Origin of the sequence: Vibrio gigantis (genome assembly GCF_024347515.1) — a bacterium.
Lineage (GTDB): Bacteria > Pseudomonadota > Gammaproteobacteria > Enterobacterales > Vibrionaceae > Vibrio > Vibrio gigantis.
The window spans coordinates 708,627-726,842 of sequence record NZ_AP025492.1 but is presented as its reverse complement, the minus strand read 5'-3'; the positions used below and the strand labels follow the sequence as shown (position 1 = coordinate 726,842).

Here is an 18,216-nt window from a genome sequence, read left to right as displayed (position 1 = left end):
CAAAATTGCCAGTCATAACAAGCTCAAAGCGCAAGGAGCTTTTTACTTCTTGCTGGAGCTTGTTTATTATCAGGCAGTATTTTAGCGAAGAAAGATCTCAAACTATGCGAATTAAAAAGTGGTTAGTTGCAGTTCCACTTGCACTAACAATGTTGACCGGTTGCTCTCTATTAGAGAAGTTGGTTTATCGAATTGACATCAATCAGGGTAACTATGTTGAACAAGAAGCTGTTGACCAGCTCAAGTTTGGCATGACAAAAACACAAGTTCGTTACGTTATGGGCTCACCAATGCTTATCGAAAACGGCTACCCAGATACGTGGTACTACATTTACCACCACCAAAAAGGTCATGAAGACCCGATTCAGAAAAACCTAGTCGTTAACTTTGACGCTACTGGCACTCTAGTAACGATCAACGGTGATTTTGAAGCCAGTGATGAGTTCTTCGAAAGCCTTCGCTAGCTTTCCAGTCAACAAATCAAGAATCGCAAAAGCCTGCTCAATGAGCAGGCTTTTTAATATTCGCTGTACCGTCCTAAATATGGTTGACACATTTCCAACATGAAATTGGAGAGTGTCATGAAAACAACAAGTAGACGTACTCAACGAGATTATTCTCTTGCCTTTAAATTGGCAGTCGTAAGCCAAGTTGAAAAAGGCGAAATGACTTATAAGCAAGCTCAAGAACGTTATGGGATCCAAGGTCGCTCTACCGTTTTAGTTTGGCTTCGCAAACATGGTCAACTAGATTGGTCTAAAGGAATAGAACAATCGAGAGCGTTAGGAGCGACTATGTCAAACTCTTCCTCAACTCAAACCCCAGAGCAACGAATCAAAGAACTCGAGCAGCAATTAGAAGAAACTCAGCTCAAAGCTGAGTTCTTTGAAGCGGTTGTAAAAGTCATGGATCGAGATTTCGGAGTCCGAATCTCAAAGAAGCGCAAGGCCGAGTTATTAAGGAAAAAACGGTCAGAAAGTTGACCGTTACTAAAGCTTGTCACTTCATAGGTATTACAAGACAAGCTTTCTACAAACGCTGTGTTGCCGAAATTCATCAGACAAAGAAAGATGAATCTGTACTCGGTTTTGTGAAGGAGCAAAGGATGATGCACCCTCGTATAGGGACTCGTAAGATCAAGTATTTACTTGCTCAGAACGATATTGAAATCGGGCGAGACCGCTTATTCTCTCTGCTGAGAATGAATCGATTATTAGTACAGAATCGAAGGGCTTACCATCGAACCACAAACAGTAATCATCGCTTTTACTGCCATCCAAATCGAATCAAAGAAGGCTTAATACCGGAAGGACCAGAGCAATTATGGGTTGCCGATATTACTTATCTAGCAACGCGGCGTGGTAGTACGTATCTCAGTTTAGTGACGGACGCTTACTCAAGAAAAATCGTGGGCTATCACATAAGTGATGATATGAAAGCTCGCACGGTCAAGCAGGCCTTTTTAAACGCGTTGAAAGAGCGGAAGAATACAGGTGAGCTTGTCCATCACTCAGATCGAGGTGTTCAGTACTGCTCTGTTGAATACCAAGAGTTGCATCGACAGTATGGTGTATCTTGCTCAATGACTGATGGCTATGACTGTTATCAGAATGCGTTGGCAGAGAGGATCAACGGAATACTGAAGATGGAGTATCTGTTGAATAAACCTAATGATTTAGATGAAGCAAAGAAAATGGTCGCTGAATCAGTAAAAATCTATAATGAATATAGGCCTCACACGGCTCTAAAATACAAAACGCCCGATGAAATACATCGAGCGTTTTAGTCAATCAAGTGTCAACCCATATCAGGACGGGTCACGCTAACAAATTAACTCACGGCGCCAAACTAACAGGCATAAAAAAGCTCGCCAATATAGCGAGCTCTTCTTAATCAAATCGGTTTTACAATACTACTTGGCAGCTGCTGCTTTCGCTTGTTCTGCACGCTTGCGGCGAATCTCTTTTGGATCGGCTAACAGTGCTCGGTAGATTTCGATACGATCTTTATCGCGAACCGTCGCATCTAGCTTAACGTTACGGCTGAATACGCCGACCTTGTTCTTCGCCAAGTCGATTTCTGGATACAGCTCCAATACACCTGACTGCGCGATGATCTCTTCAACGGTCGCGTTCTTGTTCACGACTAAGGTAAATACACGCTGCTCGTGTGGAAGCGCAAACACAACTTCTACGTGGATCATATCTGATTCAATAGTCATGGCTTAGTAAACCTGTTTCGCGCGTTGAGTAAAAGCACTGACCATATTGCTCGTCAGCTCATTGAAAATCTTACCAAAAGCCATTTCAATCATTCGGCTAGAAAATTCAAACTCTAACTTAAGCTCAACTTTACACGCTTGATCGTCGAGCGGAGTAAAATACCAACCGCCTTGCAGCTTCTTGAATGGGCCGTCCACCAGCTCCATCAAAATCTCAGCACCTTCCGCTAAGCGATTCGACGTAGTAAATGTTTTGCTGATACCGGCTTTAGAGACATCAACCGAAGCCACCATAGTTGAATCTGAAGATTCGATCACACGTGAACCAGAACACCCTGGCAAAAACTCGTGATAACGAGCAACATCATTGACCAAGTTGAACATCTGGTCGGCACTAAACGACACTAATGCTGAACGAGTAACCTTTGGCATATAGACTCCTGTTAAAGACAGCGTTACATTAACACAAACTGCAATTTTAATTGTATTGGGCCAGAGCGCCAATAAAAAGGATTCCCCAACTAGGGCGCAATCCGTATAATGAGGCCATTATGGCAAAGAATAAATCAAAATCAAAAGCCGGTAGTAATACCATTGCGCTTAATAAGAAAGCTCGCCACGAATATTTCATCGATGATGAGATAGAAGCGGGGCTTGAGCTACAAGGCTGGGAAGTAAAATCCCTACGTGAAGGCAAAACCAATATCGCAGAAAGCTACGTTTACATCCGAGATGGCGAAGCATTCATCAGTGGTATGACGATCACTCCGCTTACTCAAGCGAGTACTCATATCGTGGCGAACCCAACACGTATCCGTAAACTCCTTATGTCGAGAAAAGAACTCGACAACCTTATCGGTCGTATTAACCGTGAAGGCATGACGCTTGTCGCAACCGCACTTTACTGGTCTCGCTCTTGGGCGAAGATTAAAGTTGGCGTAGCGAAAGGTAAAAAGCTGCACGATAAACGTACTGATATGAAAGAAAAAGATTGGGCGAGAGATAAAGCACGAATTATGAAGAGTAATTTGCGTTAATTTTAAGCACTTAAACGCACAGTGCTAGACAGGTTAAGCTTTTCTGGTACTATGCAAATAACACTTGGGGCTGATTTAGGATTCGACAGGAATTTTGAAGTCTGAGGTGCATGCCGTGGGGCGGTTGGCCACGTTAAAAGCCGCAAAAAAATAGTCGCAAACGACGAAAACTACGCACTAGCAGCTTAATAACCTGCTCAGAGCTCTCTTACCCTAGCTTCCGCTCGTAAGACGGGGACCAATAAGAGATCAAACCCAAACTAGCTAGCGTGGCTTCTCCCACCTGAGAGGAAAAGCGCGAATTATAATTCAGGTTAGCCTTTAACTAGCGTGTCGGTTCGCAGGTTGCTGGTGAAATTAAAGATCGACTAAGCATGTAGTACCAATGATGAATGATTTTTGGACGCGGGTTCAACTCCCGCCAGCTCCACCAAACGTTTGGAAAGGGCCAACTCGAAAGAGTTGGCCCTTTTTGTTTGTCTAAAGGTAATGACTTAGGCAAACAACCCAATAAATAACAAAAACTTAGAGATCTAATCGTAAATATCAAAACAGACACCTAATAAAAAAGCCACACATCCCATTACTGAAATGTGTGGCCGTTTAGAACTGTTCAATTTCGCTTTTAGTAAGTAAAGGCGTTACTCCATATCGCCTAGTACGTAATCTTCATCGCTACTCACTACCGCGCCGTGCTTCAAGAAGTTCTTACCCAGAATCATGCTGTATTCAAAGCGTGAACGATCTTGAAGGTTTACTCTCACCTTCTTCTCTAGGTCACCTAGCTTAACGTTCATTTCGACGACAGGACGAATGTTCACCTTCTCGCCTTTCTTGGCTTTAATGCGCATTACATCAATCACTGGCTTAGTGAACTCTTGCTTATCACCTTGGTTGTTTTGATAAGTAAAAGTCACCATGTCTTGGCCATCTTTCTTGAATCGCTTGATGTTCACTGCGTTCATAGAGCTAACGTCAGCACCGGTATCTAGCTTTGCAGGGAATGTCATGCCGTTCACTTCAACCACTTCAATATGCCCAACTTTAAACAGAGGTTCGGCTTTCAATAGGTAGTCTGAGCGCGTGTTTACGTAAACGCCCTCTTTCGCCATCTTCTTACCTAGAATGAAGTAGGCTTCTTTTTCATTGCTGTTTAGCACATCGATAGCAAACTCTTGTGTGCGAACCTTGCCAGATGCCGAGAACTCACCACTTACAACTGGGCGACTATCATCACCGACTTTGAGCTTTTTAATGATTGGCTTTGTGACCTTCTGCTGTTCGCCATTCACGTCAGTCAGGTAAAACTCAACCGATTCATCTTTACCCTTGCCGACAATCTCAAAGCTGGCCACCTTCAACAGAGGCGTATTTACAGTAAAAGAAGCCACAGCCTTTAGCGGGAAGTCATCAAGTGTGATGTCCTCTTCCGGTGAGATAATCATAGGCTCACTAGATTCCGCCACATCACTAAAGCTCTCTGAACCTGCTGATAAAATATTCTCAGCACTTGTATCTATCATGAAGAGCTCGCTAGCGGTGTTAGTTCCCATTCTTAGCTGTGAGCTGCTGTCTGAACGGTCACGCAGATAAACAAGAACATCTTTCGTGGTGTTCTCATCAAGTTGAACTGGCACATAGACTAAAGGTCTCTTCTTACCGCTCACGCTTAACATACGAACCAACGGCAAAGTCATCTCTTTTTGCTTGCCATCGTTGTCGAACATATCAAACGTCACTTGTTTGTTCTTTTTGTCTATGTCGATATTTTTTGCATGCAAAATACTGTAGCTATTCTTTAAAGAGAAGGTCGCATTCATCGGCATTCCCGAGATAGACACTACCTCTTTACGGCCAACCACAGTTGCGTTCTCTTGCTCTTGTAAATAGTCATAGCCAGCAAACACTAACGCGTTATCCGCCAGGAAGGTTTTGCCGATCAATACTGGCGCAGAGAAGTGACTTCTGTCTGTCAGGTTAACGTCGGTTTTTAGCTTTTGGTCTGCAATGGTCAGAGACATTTTAATCGTCGGGCGAAGCAAAGGCGTGCTGCTGGTGCGGCTGCGGATCATGCTGACACGCTCAAGTGGCGCCTCAATCAATACCATCTCACCATTACGCGGGTTTTGAACCTTGAAAGAGACCACAGCTTCATATTTCGCAAAAGTGCTGCCATCCCAATCATCGTAATCAACATCGGAATTGTTCAACAGATCTTCAGTTAACGCAGCCATCAGCTCTTTGTCTTTAAGAGTTTTGTAATCTGCATTAGAGCTTTTCACATGAATGTCTTCTGCATGCATGGAAGTGGTTTCGGCACCGGTGTCGATTTTGCCAATGAAAGGAACGTCTTTAAGCCCTTGAACGCTAGAGAGGTACACATTTTCAGTACGGCCTAATACCGCCTTACCATCGAGTTCGTAAGTCGGATTTTGTGTGGTGTGTGAAGTGTCTGTAGCCAAAGAATATTGTGAAAAAAGTAGAGTGCTTAAAAGAGTTAGAGCCAAAGGTATCTTTTTCATTAGTTGGTCCGTTGTGATCAGTTCACTAATAATACTGGCGAATAGGCAAGAAGTTCCCCCACCAGCGATGGTTCTCACATAACGTTTACGCTATGACTTTTTCAATGACAAACCGATGACTTTGCGTTGCATTACTTTATCTATTATTGACTAATCGATACCCAATAACCTTTTGAATACGCAGAGTTCTATTGGAGAAACGAATACAAAAAAGGCCAACGACGCACGTTGACCTTAGCGATTCAAAATACCCTTGAAGCGAGCTTAATTTGCTAAAACACAAACGGTTCTAGATAAACATAGCACTAAAAAGTCCCGACTGTTTTCTTTGCACAGACAGCACGAGCTTTTTCTGCGCCCTCGCCTTTATTTTTATTAAAACATTGGCGGTAAGATTCGACGTATCGCTCAAATAGCACTTTGGCTTCAGGTTGTGGTTTAGAGAGCAATTGGTTGACGAACTTTCTCGATCCGACTTCGAAATGCTGAGTATCGATTGGGGTATTCCAGTCCCCTCCCCAGATCATGAAGCCATGATGTGCAAACAGCTCGACTACATCTTCTGCCATGCCTCGGCGTTCAATATCATTGCGAGCACGAAAGCGAGTTCTATTCACATAGCTGGTTGCCGATTGCGATGGCTTTACCGTTATGGTTCCGTTGCTATCGAACACTAAGAAAGGGTTTTGAACTGGGTTGATGTCGATTGCCACACCATAAGCATGCTTCGACCAACCTCCTCCGCCAGTGATAGGCCGAGCATTAAACGCACTGCTGTTATTGGCTTCCATCGAGGCATTATCATCACCGTTAAACTCACGCATTAGGCGCGCAGAATGCAGTGGGAAGTTACGCTGTTTGAGCTCTAAAAAGATTTGCTCAACAGAAGGGGCGATAACATCAAGCGCAATCATGTTCCCCTGCTGCGTTTCGCCCTTAAAGTTAACGAAATCAAAATCCACTTTGGATAGGCGGTCGCAGCTAACAGGCGCTCCACTATTCAATACCTTGTTCTTTTTCATCATGTCGCACTGCCACTGAGAGACAGGCGCAACTTGACCGTAACTCGCCGCACTGATCAAGGTTGCCAGCAAACTAACAATTAAACGTTTCATATCAAGGCTCAAAAACAGTAAGAGTAAAAAGACAGGAGATGGAAAATAACACACTCAACCCAACAGAGCGCATACTTTGCTAGTGCGTTTTGTTCCAATAAACGATTTCGCGAATTCGACCATTCTGATCCTTATCCGCCTTTCCGCCGATATCAGAAAGTTCAGGCAAGCACGACAATGTTGGAGCGTGATACGCGATCAACATCAATATGAATGCGTCATAAATATCATCTACCGCGACATCTTTACGCTTGGTGTTTGAGATTGCTAACGCCACACCCTCACACCATTGTGGGGCGAGTTGCTGAATAATCGAAAGCCTTTCCTCTTTACCCTCTTGGGTTCGCTTAGAAAACGTTAGCGGTTCCCCTTTCAAAGCAGCGAACACCACCTCCGGGTGAGACTCTCTGATCGATAAGTTCGGGTGATCATCGATGAGTTTATCTAGCTCTCGGATTTTAGGAACAATACCCCAAGTTTGCTTAGAGAACTTCTTACCAAGCTGCTGCACATTGGCACTACACGCGGCAATGTAATCGGTTTGGTAAACTGCTTCACGACACGGCACAGGAAATACCGAAGACCCTCGTTTGCTGGTTAGAAAACGTCTTGCTGCTTTGTCGCATAAACGGTCTGGAGTCTGCGCGTCACTGAAACCAATCGGCATGTCGATAAGCGCCGTAGAACCGACCAGATCACTCGCCAGCTCATTGAGCGTGTTTACCACTTGGAACATAGGTAACTCATTACTAGAGACAATCCAAGCAATCCAACCCGCCTTGCAGCCATCAATTCCGATGTATTTCATTATGTTCTCGATGATTAGTTTGTTGAGGGTTATTTGGGATAACTAACCCACTTAATGATCAGTGCCACTTAATGATCAGTGCCACTCACTAATCAACAGTCGACTTTTCACACCACGTACCTGCAGACCCATTGCGTCAAACACCTCTTCAAAGTCTCGACACTGTGGTGGAATATTAGGTAAAGAAAGGGCCGCTTCAGAAAAGAATTGCTGTTCAAAATGAGCCGAATCACTCCACGCCAATTGCCACCATTCGAGAATACGAGGTTTAGACGCACGAAGTTTTTCAGCGGTAGGCACTTTGTCACTTTTGCTTAAGTTCTCTTTGCCTGTGGTTGGAAAGAGGTTCCACTTATCGTTATTCGGCCAGTAAGCAAAAGGCAGACAGTGGTCAACGTGATACTCATTTTTTAACGATTTTCCACTCCAGACGCTGACAATGTCTGCGTGATCCGCTCTAAGCTGTTCAACTCTTTTACGTACGTCACGAGTATCATGGTTTCGGTCAATCCATACTAAGCAGTCGTGATAAGTTTGTAGTGAAATGTTGCGCTGTCGATTTAACTCAAAACGCTGCATCTCCATAACCCATTGATTCACGACTAGCGGCTCAATCCAAGAGTGATAGATTCTGAAACATTCCCATAAGCTTTCATCCAGCGTGAAGTAACCAAAGCTTGCTAAGAACTCACTGTCGATGACCAGTGATTCTCGACTCTTTCGTCGCTGCTTAGGTGGGAGTATCTCAAACAACTTATTCTCTTTGGAACCTTGATAAATAAAGGTCACTGGGCCCGATTTAATGGTGCTGATCGTCTGTGAAAACAACTTCTGCAATGCTTTGGCTTCATCACCAATAAACAGAGTGCCTATCGCTAAATCATCGGCACTGAGGTGCTTGAGCTTGTCCCAGCCATCGTCTTTTACAAAGCCTAGACCTTTACTCGTGTTGCTGTTTTGCTGAATCCCAATGCCTTCTATATCGATATCAATGAGACGCTTAAATTGCCTAACCCAATACAGAGCAACCAAACCCACAGGTAGAGATATTTTGCCATCGGTTCGATCAATCACAGCACCTGAATGGGCATCCGCGATTCGCAGCAAGGTTCTTAACAATGCCAATTTGTATGTGGCCGACTTATTGTCATTCACAATAATGTGGCGCACCTTGTTTAAGTCACCCGAGCCATCATCTGGCAGCGTCATCACTACGGTTTGCCACCAAACCTCACTGCGCTTCAAGGTATCTTGGCTGTTATCGACATGACGCACTAATAAAGCACTGTTCTTCGATAAACGCTCAAGCTCTTCAACCGAGACCTCATAACCCTCTCGGTCGTCATTAAACTCTCCGTGACGTAGCGTAATCACCAATTTGCCATTTGGAGCGAGCAAGTTAGATAACTTTCTGAATGCTCGCTCTCGATATAACGGTGCAAGGTGCATCCAAACAGCACTCACCAGTATCAGGTCAAAACGCATTCCGAGGTTTTCAGTGTGGCTCAATGATGGGAGTGAATCATCTAACCATGTAACACTTGGCCCACTATATTCTGAGCCTTGCTCACGTAATGACACACTAGGTTCTATCGCGATAACTTCAGCGCCAGTCTTGTGCATCCATAATGCATCACGGCCACTGCCCGCACCGACATCTAACACCTTATCGCCCTCTAAAGGCCAGTAAGCTTGCCAGCTTTTATGTACCACTTCGAAAGCCACAGAGTTGTATTGCTGACAAAGTGCAGGAGCATTTTTATCGTAAAAAGGAATCGATGAGGACATATGCGCTAATGGAGTAAGGAGACTAACCCTATAATAATAGTGACCTTACAGGATTACTAGCGGCACATATCGGTTCAGCCACTCCCATCAACATTCACCATTAGTCACTGTTTTATATAAACATATCTCCACCAACCCATTCCAATAACAAGCGCCTAAAATCAAACTCGGTGGAAAAGTGAAACAAACCAGGTGCAAGGCGACACACGAACAGAGATAATTGTTTTTACCATAATGGCCCCAACCTCAACACTCAGCCGATAGACGTTCAATGACTCAATACACCTACATAGACATCCCATTCAACCTACGCCACACCTGTTGGTTTTGTGGTGAGCCTTCTAATCACACGGTTGAGTTTCCTAAAACCGCTTCGCTTTTTGCCAAGGTTGGTCATGCGCCGATAGCGCTGCCAGCGTGTAAAGAGTGCGCGAGTGTTAAGTATGTGAAAGACCTGGCTTCGATTTGGGCGGTGCGCGACCAGATAAAGTATGCGCTCATTGACAAGTATGCCAAGCACTTAGGTATTGGTGAGAACTGGACAGAGCAAGAGCTGATAGACAGTGAGTTTACGGGTTCGACACTTGGCGGCTTTGGACGCAGCGCTTGGAAGATGTATCAAATAGCCAAGCAACGAGTCGAGTATCAAGGTTGGCCTTTGTCGCTTGATAACATCGCCATTGAGGCCTACGACGAAACCAGTGGCTTTAAGTTTGAAGGCACTCGCTATGCTTCAATCCACTCTTGTATCGACTATTTCACCAAGGCTGCAGGGGTAGACAAAGAACTGCTCTCGGAGCTGGTCAATATTGTTTCATCAGAAAGGTTTGGCTACGCACTGAAAATTGCAAAGCTGAACAAGAACGTCTCGAACTCCAAGCGTTTGGCTATTATCGATGAGGTACTGCAGCAAAAATCTGAACAACAAGAGATTTTGCTGGAACAGGCTAATGCGATGTTTAACCCCAATATTAAAGAAGTGTCGGTTGCAGGCTCAACGGCTCCGGTGTTTGCGATTCAATGGGCACTGTCGAACAAAGTGGAAGATTTAGCTCACCTTTGCGCACTTGAAGATGATTACTTTGACTATTTCGAGCACCTCGGCGGCCCTGCAGCTTTCATGTCTTATAACGGCCTACAACTCTACTTGGAATCGCGTCAAGATCCTGAATGGGTAGAAAAATCGGATCCAAATAAACAGTATTGGTTATCATGAACCATTACTGGTGAACACGTGTAAGCTCGATAACTGTGTCAAACACCCATTGTTAGTCCTTGTTTTATATAAAGATCTAAAAATTGCCCCCTATCACAGTTAATTGTTGCAATTCGGTTAAATAGAGTGAAAACTTCAAGCATCTAAAACTATTTAATCACTGCAACCTTGCGGTGAGTAAGGAGTGAATTGTGCTTGCTGTTCTTCGTATTATTTTGGCTACGGTGTTTATTATTTTCACCACTCTATGTGCTTTTGTTTATTGCTTGTTTAGCCCCAAGAACCCCAAGCATGTGTACGTTTTCTGTCGTTGGTTCAACCAGCTACAAAAGATCATCGGTGTAAAGCTAGTGCAGCGTGGCTTAGACAATGCCCCTACACCAGAAAACAGCGTCTACATCTCTAACCACCAAAGCATATTAGACTTTGTAACCGACCCAGGAATGCTAAGACCACGCACCGTTTCATTGGGCAAACGCGATTTGTTGTACGTGCCTTTCTTTGGCCTGCTGTATTGGATCACCGGTAACATCATGATTAACCGTGAAGACAAATCCAAAGCACGCGATACCATCAAACAAGTGGCGGAAGCGATTCATCAGAGAAATCTGTCTGTTTGGGTTTACCCGGAAGGAACCCGAAGTAAAGGGCGTGGATTACTGCCATTCAAAACAGGCGCTTTCCGAATGGCAATTGAAGCGGGTGTGCCTATCACCCCGATGTGTACCAGCACTACGCACAATAGGATCGACTTTAACCGATTAAACAACGGCATAGTGATCACCGAGATGCTTGAACCTATTGATGTGTCCGGATACAAGCTGAGTGACGCTAGAGAACTGGCGAATCACTGTCACGCACTAATGGCCGAGAAGATTGCTGAGCTTGATGCAGAAGTGGCTCGTATAGAGGCGGAGCAAAACCCAGAGTTGGATTCAGACCGTTCTTCTACCAACTAACTCGCAACGAACACACTGAATCATCGCTCAGTTACTTAAAAAGATATTCAACGATCGCAACTCTCATTGTTCTTGTTTTACTTGCTGGCGCTTATCCGCAAAATAAAAACAGGCATTAAAGGCTTGATAAAGCAATAGGAGTAAACAATGGAAGTGATTCGAAATGGCGGTAGGTATAGGTATATCAAAGTAACATATTACAAAACGAGCAGTCATATATGGGAGCGCGTATGCGGTATATTAATTTGAGGAAAGAGGAGGCCTCACCTCCTCTTTGACTACATGAAATTAATACTTTCTAAAAGATTGTATACATCGATACACCTGCACCCATAGCAATTCCACGCATTTGATAGCCTGAGTCTTGGATATTAATATCATGATGCTCACCGACAATATCTAACGTCGTATAACAGGTTTCATAATTGGCTCTTAATTCAGCTTCTGTAAAATCGTTAAAAATACTAAGCGGTACGTAGTAAGAGCCACCTGTGACTACATTTTTAGATAGGTCTTCATTCTCCCAATGCGTAAAGTACTCATCATTGCCTAGTTGGTCTCGACAGGACAATGCAGGAATCACAAAACGATAAGTTGTGTTCGACAGTTCAGTCCAATTAAACCACGTACCACTCCCATCATAAGTCGTCGTCAATGGAATTTGAGAAGGTTCACCATCAAAACTAGTTGATGCTATAACTTCACCATCTCGTTTCCAGATCACCTCATAGCTCGAAGCATATTCTGGCATTTCATAAGAATAAAGCGATCCGTATATATTACTCAGAGCAATCGAAGTACCATCAACCAAGACTTCAATTTCATCAAGAACATCTACCGACATTAATCTAGTCGCATCTTTCTCATAACTAAGCGAGAAGACAATACTAGAGCCCGATACAGTATTGTTGGAAAATGTGGCTTGGGCTCGCAGCTGACGCGGATCATAATCGGCACTTGACGTACCTCCGGGATCAGGTAAGCCACTTAAATTTCCCGAACCAGAACCCCCATTGCTTTCAGTGCTGCCACCTCCGCCACCTCCACAGCCGATAAGAAACAAACTGGCCAAAACCACTCCACTTAATGTTTTCATAAATCCTCCATAAACATATAAAAACATTAAATATTCTCCTCCATATAATGATTTCATCAATTGATTTGAAAATTAATTACGATACGCTTCACGAACATCATGTGAACAATATTTAGTTACAAAATTGACTTACGAAGCAAGCAATCTGTTACACACTTAGCCTCACTCAGTAAAAGTCTTTGATATGGCACATCGCCTACCTATTAGCTAGATAACAAAGACGTTGAGGTTAACGCTCAAATTCATGGCATGTCTGGTTATTCAGCTCATGCTGATAAAGAGGATCTCTATCGATTTATAGAGGGCGTCGCGACTCCACCAAAAGAGGTGCATTTGATTCACGGCGAACCAAACACTCAGTCTGACTTCACCAAAGAATTGCAGGCGCGAGGGTTCGTGGTTGTTTGAAACAGGCATCAAATTCGCAACTTTCACTAGGTAAACATGAAAGCCTCAATTATCGAACTTTCAAAAATCACAGTCTCTTAGGCCTGCTAGTTCATACGATAGAGGTGATATATTCCAACCTACCTATCCCACCACTCCTATATCAGCCGTTCATGCTAAGCGGCTTTAATCCCTATTTTTCGCAATTTCGTTTCTTATGCGAACCTCAAATCCCCCTTTTTGTATTAATCACTATTTATTCACTTTTCAAAACACCACAAAGCAAAACCAGTTGCATATCAAATTAAATAGAACGATTATCGAATTAGCACTAAGCATTAACAAACACTCTCTATAACTTGCTTTATGTCACAGTAATCCTAATGAGCAGTTAAATAATTTAACACTTGGGTTACAAGTGAAGTATTGTGTTGTTCGAAAAACAATCATAAGCAAAACTAACAGGGAAAATACTCATGCAGTCATTCGTTGATTTTTTGAATGGAATAATCTGGAGCCCAGTACTTATCTACCTATGTTTAGGTGCAGGTTTGTTCTACTCCATCATGACTCGATTTGTTCAAATCCGTCACTTCTTTGAAATGTGGCGCTTGCTACTTTCGGGTAAAAGCTCATCAAAAGGCATCTCGTCTTTCCAAGCTCTAGCCGTTTCGCTATCTGGCCGTGTAGGTACAGGTAACATTGCTGGTGTTGCTGCCGCTATCGGTTTCGGTGGCCCAGGTGCAGTATTCTGGATGTGGGTTGTAGCCTTCTTTGGCGCCGCGACTGCTTATGCAGAATCTACGCTAGCGCAAATCTACAAAGAAGAAGACGAAGGCCAGTTCCGTGGTGGTCCGGCTTACTACATAGAAAAAGCAATGGGTCAGAAGTGGTACGCATGGATCTTCGCAATCGCGACTATTTTTGCATGTGGTATTTTGCTTCCAGGTGTTCAGTCAAACAGTATTGGTAATGCTGTAGAAGCTGCATTTGGCTCAGGTGATATGATTGAAACAGCTGTCGGTACATTCAGTTTCGCTAAAATTTTCACCGGTACTGTTGTTGCTATCATCCTTGCTTTCATCATCTTTGGTGGTGTTAAACGTATTGCGAACTTCACACAGATCGTTGTTCCTTTCATGGCATTGGCTTACATCATCATCGCGTTCGTTATCATTCTGCTAAACATCAGCCAAGTGCCAACTGTTTTCGCAATGATTGTTGGTGATGCATTCACACCAATGGCAGGCTTCGGTGCTGCAATTGGTTGGGGTGTTAAGCGTGGTGTTTACTCAAACGAAGCAGGTCAAGGTACTGGTCCTCACGCGGCAGCTGCTGCAAGTGTTGATCACCCAGCTCAGCAAGGTTTAGTACAAGCGTTCTCTATCTACATCGATACACTTCTAGTATGTTCAGCTACAGCGTTCATGATCATCATCACAGGTGCTTACAACGTTCACGGTGGCGCTGAAGGTGTGTTCCTTGTTCAGAACCTAGCTGCAAACGTTGGGGCGAATGGTCCTGTATTTACACAGCTTGCTATTGAAAGTGCACTACCAGGCATTGGTAAGCCATTCATCGCATTTGCTCTGTTCTTCTTCGCATTTACAACGATTCTTGCTTACTACTACATCGCAGAAACGAATATTGCTTACCTACGTCGTACCATTAAGATCCCTGGCATGATGTTCGTGCTTAAGCTTGTTCTTATCACTGCGGTTTTCTATGGCACAGTTAAAACAGCTAACCTTGCATGGGCAATGGGTGACGTTGGTGTTGGCTTGATGGCATGGTTAAACATCGTTGGTATTCTGATCATCTTCTTCATGTCTAAGCCTGCGCTTAAAGCACTTGCTGATTATGAAGAGCAACAGAAACAAGGCGTAACTGAGTACACATTCAACCCTGTAAAACTAGGCATCAAAGGTGCTACTTACTGGGAAGAGAAGTACAAGCGTAAAACAGGTAAGTCTCCTGAAGCAGAAGCTGCAGACACTAAACCTGTAGAGCAACCTTCATCGTAAGATTGCCTTAACAAATAGATTGCTTTAACAAGTAGCTCGCTTGAACTCGCGCTATCAATAACGCATAAAAAAGGGGTTAGCCATTTCGGCTAACCCCTTTTGTTTTATTCATTACGAATAAGCGGCTTATAACAAACTAACTGTTCCCGAGTTAGAGTACTTAAGCAGCGATTTCTTGTGTTGCCATTTGAGGTGCTTTCTTCTCACCGATAGGCAGTACTGTACGGCCGTATTCGTTGTTGATTACTTGTGCCATTGCAAAGTAGATAGCTGAAGCGCCACAGAAGATACCTTCAAAACCAGCGATAGTGCCGATCAGTGAGCTGCCAGTGAAATCACGAGCAGCAAGTAGGAAGAACAAGATAGTTAGTGAACCAAATACTACTTGCTTCGCTACTGGGTAGCATAGAGAACCGATGAACATGAAGCCTGTGAAGATGCCCCATAGTAGTAGGTACCAACCCATGAAGCTTGCTGGGCTTGCAGGTAAACCCATGTAAGGCATTACAATCAAACCAACCAAAGACAACCAGAATAGGCCGTAAGAAGTAAATGCAGTTGTACCGAACGTGTCACCACGTTTGAAACACATAGTGCCCACGATAACTTGGCTCAAACCACCGTAAAAAATACCCATCGCAAGGATCATTGAATCCATTGGGAAGAAACCTGCGTTGTGGATATTAAGAAGAATAGTGGTCATACCGAAACCCATTAAGCCTAATGGCGCTGGGTTAGCTAGTTTGGTCGACATTGCGAATTTACCTTATTAAAGTGGTTGATTAAAAAAAATCGATAAAATTTGTAAGAAAATTTTAATTGATAAATTGCCTTTGGGATAATCCAGTTATCGAAAACTAAGGTTGTTGAAATGATCACATGGAAAATTAGTTTCATAACAAGCTGTATTGATTCACAGAAACTATCAATAAGCAGATTCCCTATCGCGTAGTGAAAAGATGCGAGTAACGAGATACGGGATGCGAAAAGAGTCTGTAGATTCGAGTAAGCGGGATAAGAGGAGCAGGTCTCGATTGAATCGTCATTCCAGAATCGAGGAACGAGGTATCTGGAATCTCCTCTTCGATATAAGCACGTTTGGCACAAAAGAGATTCCCTATCACGCTCGTGCCTCGCTGTAGGGAATGACGCTGGTTTATGTAGATGCGGGATGCGAACAGCGCGTTCAGATTGAGTAAGCGAGAAAATAAATAGCAAACACGAGTAATAATAGGGCGATCTTTTCGTTACTCGTTTACTCGCATCCCGTATCTAGTCTCTCGCTCCTCATCCCTCATTTGTCATCTTAAATTACGCTTGTTGTGGCTTAGAATCAGAGGCTTGAGGTTGAACTTCTGAAGAAGCGTTTTTACTAGCATCACGCTTGGCTAGCAGCGTCACAACAACCAACTGAGCAACAAGCGCACCTAACACAACCAGCGAACTACCAGTAAAGCCAGCCACAACAAAGCTCACTAGAGCAATAGAGCCATTCATCAATGCGTAAGGAAGCTGAGTCTTAAAGTGCTCAAACTGATCACACCCTGCCCCTGTAGAAGAGAGGATAGTTGTTTCAGAGATCGGTGAGCAGTGGTCACCAAACAAGCCACCAGAAAGTACAGCGCCAATCGCTACCAGAAGCGGCGCGTCAATAGCGATCGCGGTTGGAATAACCAATGGCATCATTATCGCGAAGGTTCCCCATGAAGAGCCGGTTGCGAATGAGATGATAGCCGACAATAAAAAGGCAACCGCAGGCACTAACCAGTATGGGAAACCGCTTTGTGCTTGCTCTGCAATATAAGCCGCCGCTCCCAACTCTTTACCAATGGTGCTTAATGCCCACGCCAGTACCAAAATAATCGCAACTGGCATCATGTTGCCCATACCCTTTAGGTATACGGAAACACCATCCGACAGTTTTCTCACACCGTAGTAAGCCATCAACGAGATCAAGGTAATCGCAGCAAAGAAATAAGCCGACGATAAAGCCGCTCTGAATGAAGAACCTGCAACCTTTTGGAATGGGAAGCCTTGTGGAACCAACATGGCACACAACACTATAAGCATCACTAACAACGGAGCCCAAACAAAAGAGGCCTTTGCATTTTTATGCGAGAAAGGATTAAGTGATTCGCTATTCACGCCAGAGTTGATTCCCGCCTGGCAATCACGCTCGGCTTTTGCCATCGGTCCAAAGTCTAAGCCTTTAAATGAAACCAAAGGAACGATAAAAATCGCGAGGAACGCGTAGAACTGAAAAGGAATCGCACCAATGAAGGCATCCCAGTCAGACATGTTGACATTCAAGGCCGTGAACTCTTTTTGAATCAGGCTCATGATGTAAACGCCCCACCCGATAAAAGGGATAAGAATCGCGACAGGTGATGATGTTGAGTCGATGATAAATGCCAGCTTCTGTCTAGAAAGTTTCAGTTTATCGAAAAGGGGACGAAAGACAGGACCAACAATTAACGGAGTACCTAAGTCAGAGAAAAATATCACGATTCCTCCAAACCATGCAGACAATTGAGCTTGGCACTTATTGCTTACCCACTCAGTCACACGCTTGGCAAACGCAACGCCACCACCCGACTTCTCCATCAAGGCAACAAAGCCACCGATGAACACCAACAGCATAATGACGCCAGCGTTATAGCTATCAGTAAGCTGAGGGACTAAGTAACCTTTAACCATGGTACCAAACGTATCAAGCGGATTGAGTTCGCTAAACATGCCACTCAACATCGCAACGCCACTTAGCACGCCAGCAAAAAGGCCGATCACCACATTCCTTGTCGCCAACGACAACACCAAAGTAATCACAATGGGGATGAGTGACGTGATATCTGTCTGTTCCATAGGTACACCTTAACCCTAAAAGCAAAGAATAAATATAAGTTAAATTTGAATATAAATTCACAGCCACAGTTTATACAGAACTTTATTCTCTAACAGGATAATTAGTCTTTAAATACGCTTTAACATAGCCTAATAGACCAGTCGACCTTCCTAGGCCACCAAGTTCGAAACGGAAAAAACC

At 43.9% G+C, this 18,216-nt stretch carries 15 protein-coding genes, 1 other RNA gene and 1 pseudogene; 8 read left to right on the top strand and 9 right to left on the bottom strand.

Annotation, left to right across the window (positions count from 1 at the left end):
- Positions 1-104 precede the first annotated feature (104 nt).
- Together bamE and OCV56_RS03255 are read left to right on the top strand one after the other, a co-directional pair.
- Entirely contained in the window at positions 105-464 is a 360-nt protein-coding gene (gene bamE, locus OCV56_RS03260; RefSeq protein ID WP_004735159.1) for an outer membrane protein assembly factor BamE, read from the top strand.
- Between the two features lie 117 nt (positions 465-581).
- A protein-coding gene (locus OCV56_RS03255; protein WP_102514112.1) for an IS3 family transposase occupies positions 582-1,786 on the top strand; the annotation gives its coding sequence in 2 pieces (ribosomal slippage) (positions 582-969 and positions 969-1,786; 1,206 coding nt in all).
- Between the two features lie 126 nt (positions 1,787-1,912).
- Here the strand turns inward: OCV56_RS03255 and OCV56_RS03250 are convergent.
- Positions 1,913-2,221: an RnfH family protein gene (locus OCV56_RS03250; protein WP_004737569.1), complete on the bottom strand. Its 309-nt coding sequence runs from the start codon at positions 2,219-2,221 to the stop codon at positions 1,913-1,915.
- A 3-nt stretch (positions 2,222-2,224) separates the two neighbouring features.
- A complete protein-coding gene (locus OCV56_RS03245) occupies positions 2,225-2,653 on the bottom strand; it encodes an SRPBCC family protein (RefSeq protein WP_086715682.1) in 429 nt (142 codons plus the stop codon).
- A 119-nt stretch (positions 2,654-2,772) separates the two neighbouring features.
- Between OCV56_RS03245 and smpB the strand changes: the two genes are divergently transcribed.
- Both smpB and ssrA read left to right on the top strand, forming a co-directional pair.
- A complete protein-coding gene (gene smpB, locus OCV56_RS03240) occupies positions 2,773-3,258 on the top strand; it encodes an SsrA-binding protein SmpB (protein ID WP_004735156.1) in 486 nt (161 codons plus the stop codon).
- Positions 3,259-3,324: 66 nt separating this feature from the next.
- Positions 3,325-3,691, top strand: a transfer-messenger RNA (tmRNA) gene (gene ssrA / locus OCV56_RS03235).
- Positions 3,692-3,899: 208 nt separating this feature from the next.
- On the opposite strand, the gene OCV56_RS03230 is transcribed toward ssrA, so the two are convergent.
- From OCV56_RS03230 to OCV56_RS03215, 4 genes are all read right to left on the bottom strand, one after another.
- Positions 3,900-5,780: an ATP-dependent zinc protease family protein gene (locus OCV56_RS03230; RefSeq protein WP_086715684.1), complete on the bottom strand. Its 1,881-nt coding sequence runs from the start codon at positions 5,778-5,780 to the stop codon at positions 3,900-3,902.
- Between the two features lie 305 nt (positions 5,781-6,085).
- Positions 6,086-6,895 carry a M15 family metallopeptidase gene (locus OCV56_RS03225; RefSeq protein ID WP_086715685.1) on the bottom strand — a complete coding sequence of 270 codons (810 nt, stop codon included), beginning with the start codon at positions 6,893-6,895 and terminating at the stop codon, positions 6,086-6,088.
- Between the two features lie 79 nt (positions 6,896-6,974).
- Complete coding sequence (locus tag OCV56_RS03220; RefSeq protein ID WP_086715687.1) at positions 6,975-7,703, bottom strand: DUF429 domain-containing protein; 729 nt, start codon at positions 7,701-7,703, stop codon at positions 6,975-6,977.
- Positions 7,704-7,778: 75 nt separating this feature from the next.
- Complete coding sequence (locus tag OCV56_RS03215) at positions 7,779-9,491, bottom strand: class I SAM-dependent methyltransferase (RefSeq protein WP_086715689.1); 1,713 nt, start codon at positions 9,489-9,491, stop codon at positions 7,779-7,781.
- A 271-nt stretch (positions 9,492-9,762) separates the two neighbouring features.
- Here OCV56_RS03215 and OCV56_RS03210 point away from each other — a divergent pair, with 271 nt between their 5' ends.
- Entirely contained in the window at positions 9,763-10,707 is a 945-nt protein-coding gene (locus OCV56_RS03210; protein ID WP_086715691.1) for a hypothetical protein, read from the top strand.
- 191 nt (positions 10,708-10,898) lie between these two features.
- Entirely contained in the window at positions 10,899-11,666 is a 768-nt protein-coding gene (locus OCV56_RS03205; RefSeq protein WP_086715694.1) for a 1-acylglycerol-3-phosphate O-acyltransferase, read from the top strand.
- A gap of 298 nt (positions 11,667-11,964) precedes the next feature.
- Here the strand turns inward: OCV56_RS03205 and OCV56_RS03200 are convergent, their stop codons facing one another.
- Complete coding sequence (locus OCV56_RS03200; RefSeq protein ID WP_086715696.1) at positions 11,965-12,762, bottom strand: hypothetical protein; 798 nt, start codon at positions 12,760-12,762, stop codon at positions 11,965-11,967.
- 207 nt (positions 12,763-12,969) lie between these two features.
- On the opposite strand from OCV56_RS03200, the pseudogene OCV56_RS03195 reads away from it, so the two are divergent.
- Positions 12,970-13,170, top strand: a pseudogene (locus OCV56_RS03195) (MBL fold metallo-hydrolase RNA specificity domain-containing protein); the annotation flags it as partial.
- Between the two features lie 455 nt (positions 13,171-13,625).
- Positions 13,626-15,173 carry an alanine/glycine:cation symporter family protein gene (locus OCV56_RS03190; RefSeq protein WP_086715699.1) on the top strand — a complete coding sequence of 516 codons (1,548 nt, stop codon included), beginning with the start codon at positions 13,626-13,628 and terminating at the stop codon, positions 15,171-15,173.
- 160 nt (positions 15,174-15,333) lie between these two features.
- Here OCV56_RS03190 and OCV56_RS03185 read toward each other — a convergent pair whose 3' ends face one another.
- A complete protein-coding gene (locus tag OCV56_RS03185; RefSeq protein ID WP_086715701.1) occupies positions 15,334-15,927 on the bottom strand; it encodes an acetate uptake transporter in 594 nt (197 codons plus the stop codon).
- Between the two features lie 557 nt (positions 15,928-16,484).
- The gene (locus OCV56_RS03180; protein WP_086715703.1) at positions 16,485-18,035 is read right to left on the bottom strand and encodes a Na+/H+ antiporter NhaC family protein; all 1,551 of its coding nucleotides are present in this window, start codon (positions 18,033-18,035) and stop codon (positions 16,485-16,487) included.
- Positions 18,036-18,216 lie beyond the last annotated feature (181 nt).

Excerpts from the sequence above, each read along its gene's own strand:
- bamE (WP_004735159.1), top strand. The coding sequence starts at position 105 with ATGCGAATTAAAAAGTGGTTAGTTGCAGTTCCACTTGCACTAACAATG.
- OCV56_RS03250 (WP_004737569.1), bottom strand. The coding sequence starts at position 2,221 with ATGACTATTGAATCAGATATGATCCACGTAGAAGTTGTGTTTGCGCTT.
- OCV56_RS03245 (WP_086715682.1), bottom strand. The coding sequence starts at position 2,653 with ATGCCAAAGGTTACTCGTTCAGCATTAGTGTCGTTTAGTGCCGACCAG.
- smpB (WP_004735156.1), top strand. The coding sequence starts at position 2,773 with ATGGCAAAGAATAAATCAAAATCAAAAGCCGGTAGTAATACCATTGCG.
- OCV56_RS03230 (WP_086715684.1), bottom strand. The coding sequence starts at position 5,780 with ATGAAAAAGATACCTTTGGCTCTAACTCTTTTAAGCACTCTACTTTTT.
- OCV56_RS03225 (WP_086715685.1), bottom strand. The coding sequence starts at position 6,895 with ATGAAACGTTTAATTGTTAGTTTGCTGGCAACCTTGATCAGTGCGGCG.
- OCV56_RS03220 (WP_086715687.1), bottom strand. The coding sequence starts at position 7,703 with ATGAAATACATCGGAATTGATGGCTGCAAGGCGGGTTGGATTGCTTGG.
- OCV56_RS03215 (WP_086715689.1), bottom strand. The coding sequence starts at position 9,491 with ATGTCCTCATCGATTCCTTTTTACGATAAAAATGCTCCTGCACTTTGT.
- OCV56_RS03210 (WP_086715691.1), top strand. The coding sequence starts at position 9,763 with ATGACTCAATACACCTACATAGACATCCCATTCAACCTACGCCACACC.
- OCV56_RS03200 (WP_086715696.1), bottom strand. The coding sequence starts at position 12,762 with ATGAAAACATTAAGTGGAGTGGTTTTGGCCAGTTTGTTTCTTATCGGC.
- OCV56_RS03190 (WP_086715699.1), top strand. The coding sequence starts at position 13,626 with ATGCAGTCATTCGTTGATTTTTTGAATGGAATAATCTGGAGCCCAGTA.
- OCV56_RS03185 (WP_086715701.1), bottom strand. The coding sequence starts at position 15,927 with ATGTCGACCAAACTAGCTAACCCAGCGCCATTAGGCTTAATGGGTTTC.
- OCV56_RS03180 (WP_086715703.1), bottom strand. The coding sequence starts at position 18,035 with ATGGAACAGACAGATATCACGTCACTCATCCCCATTGTGATTACTTTG.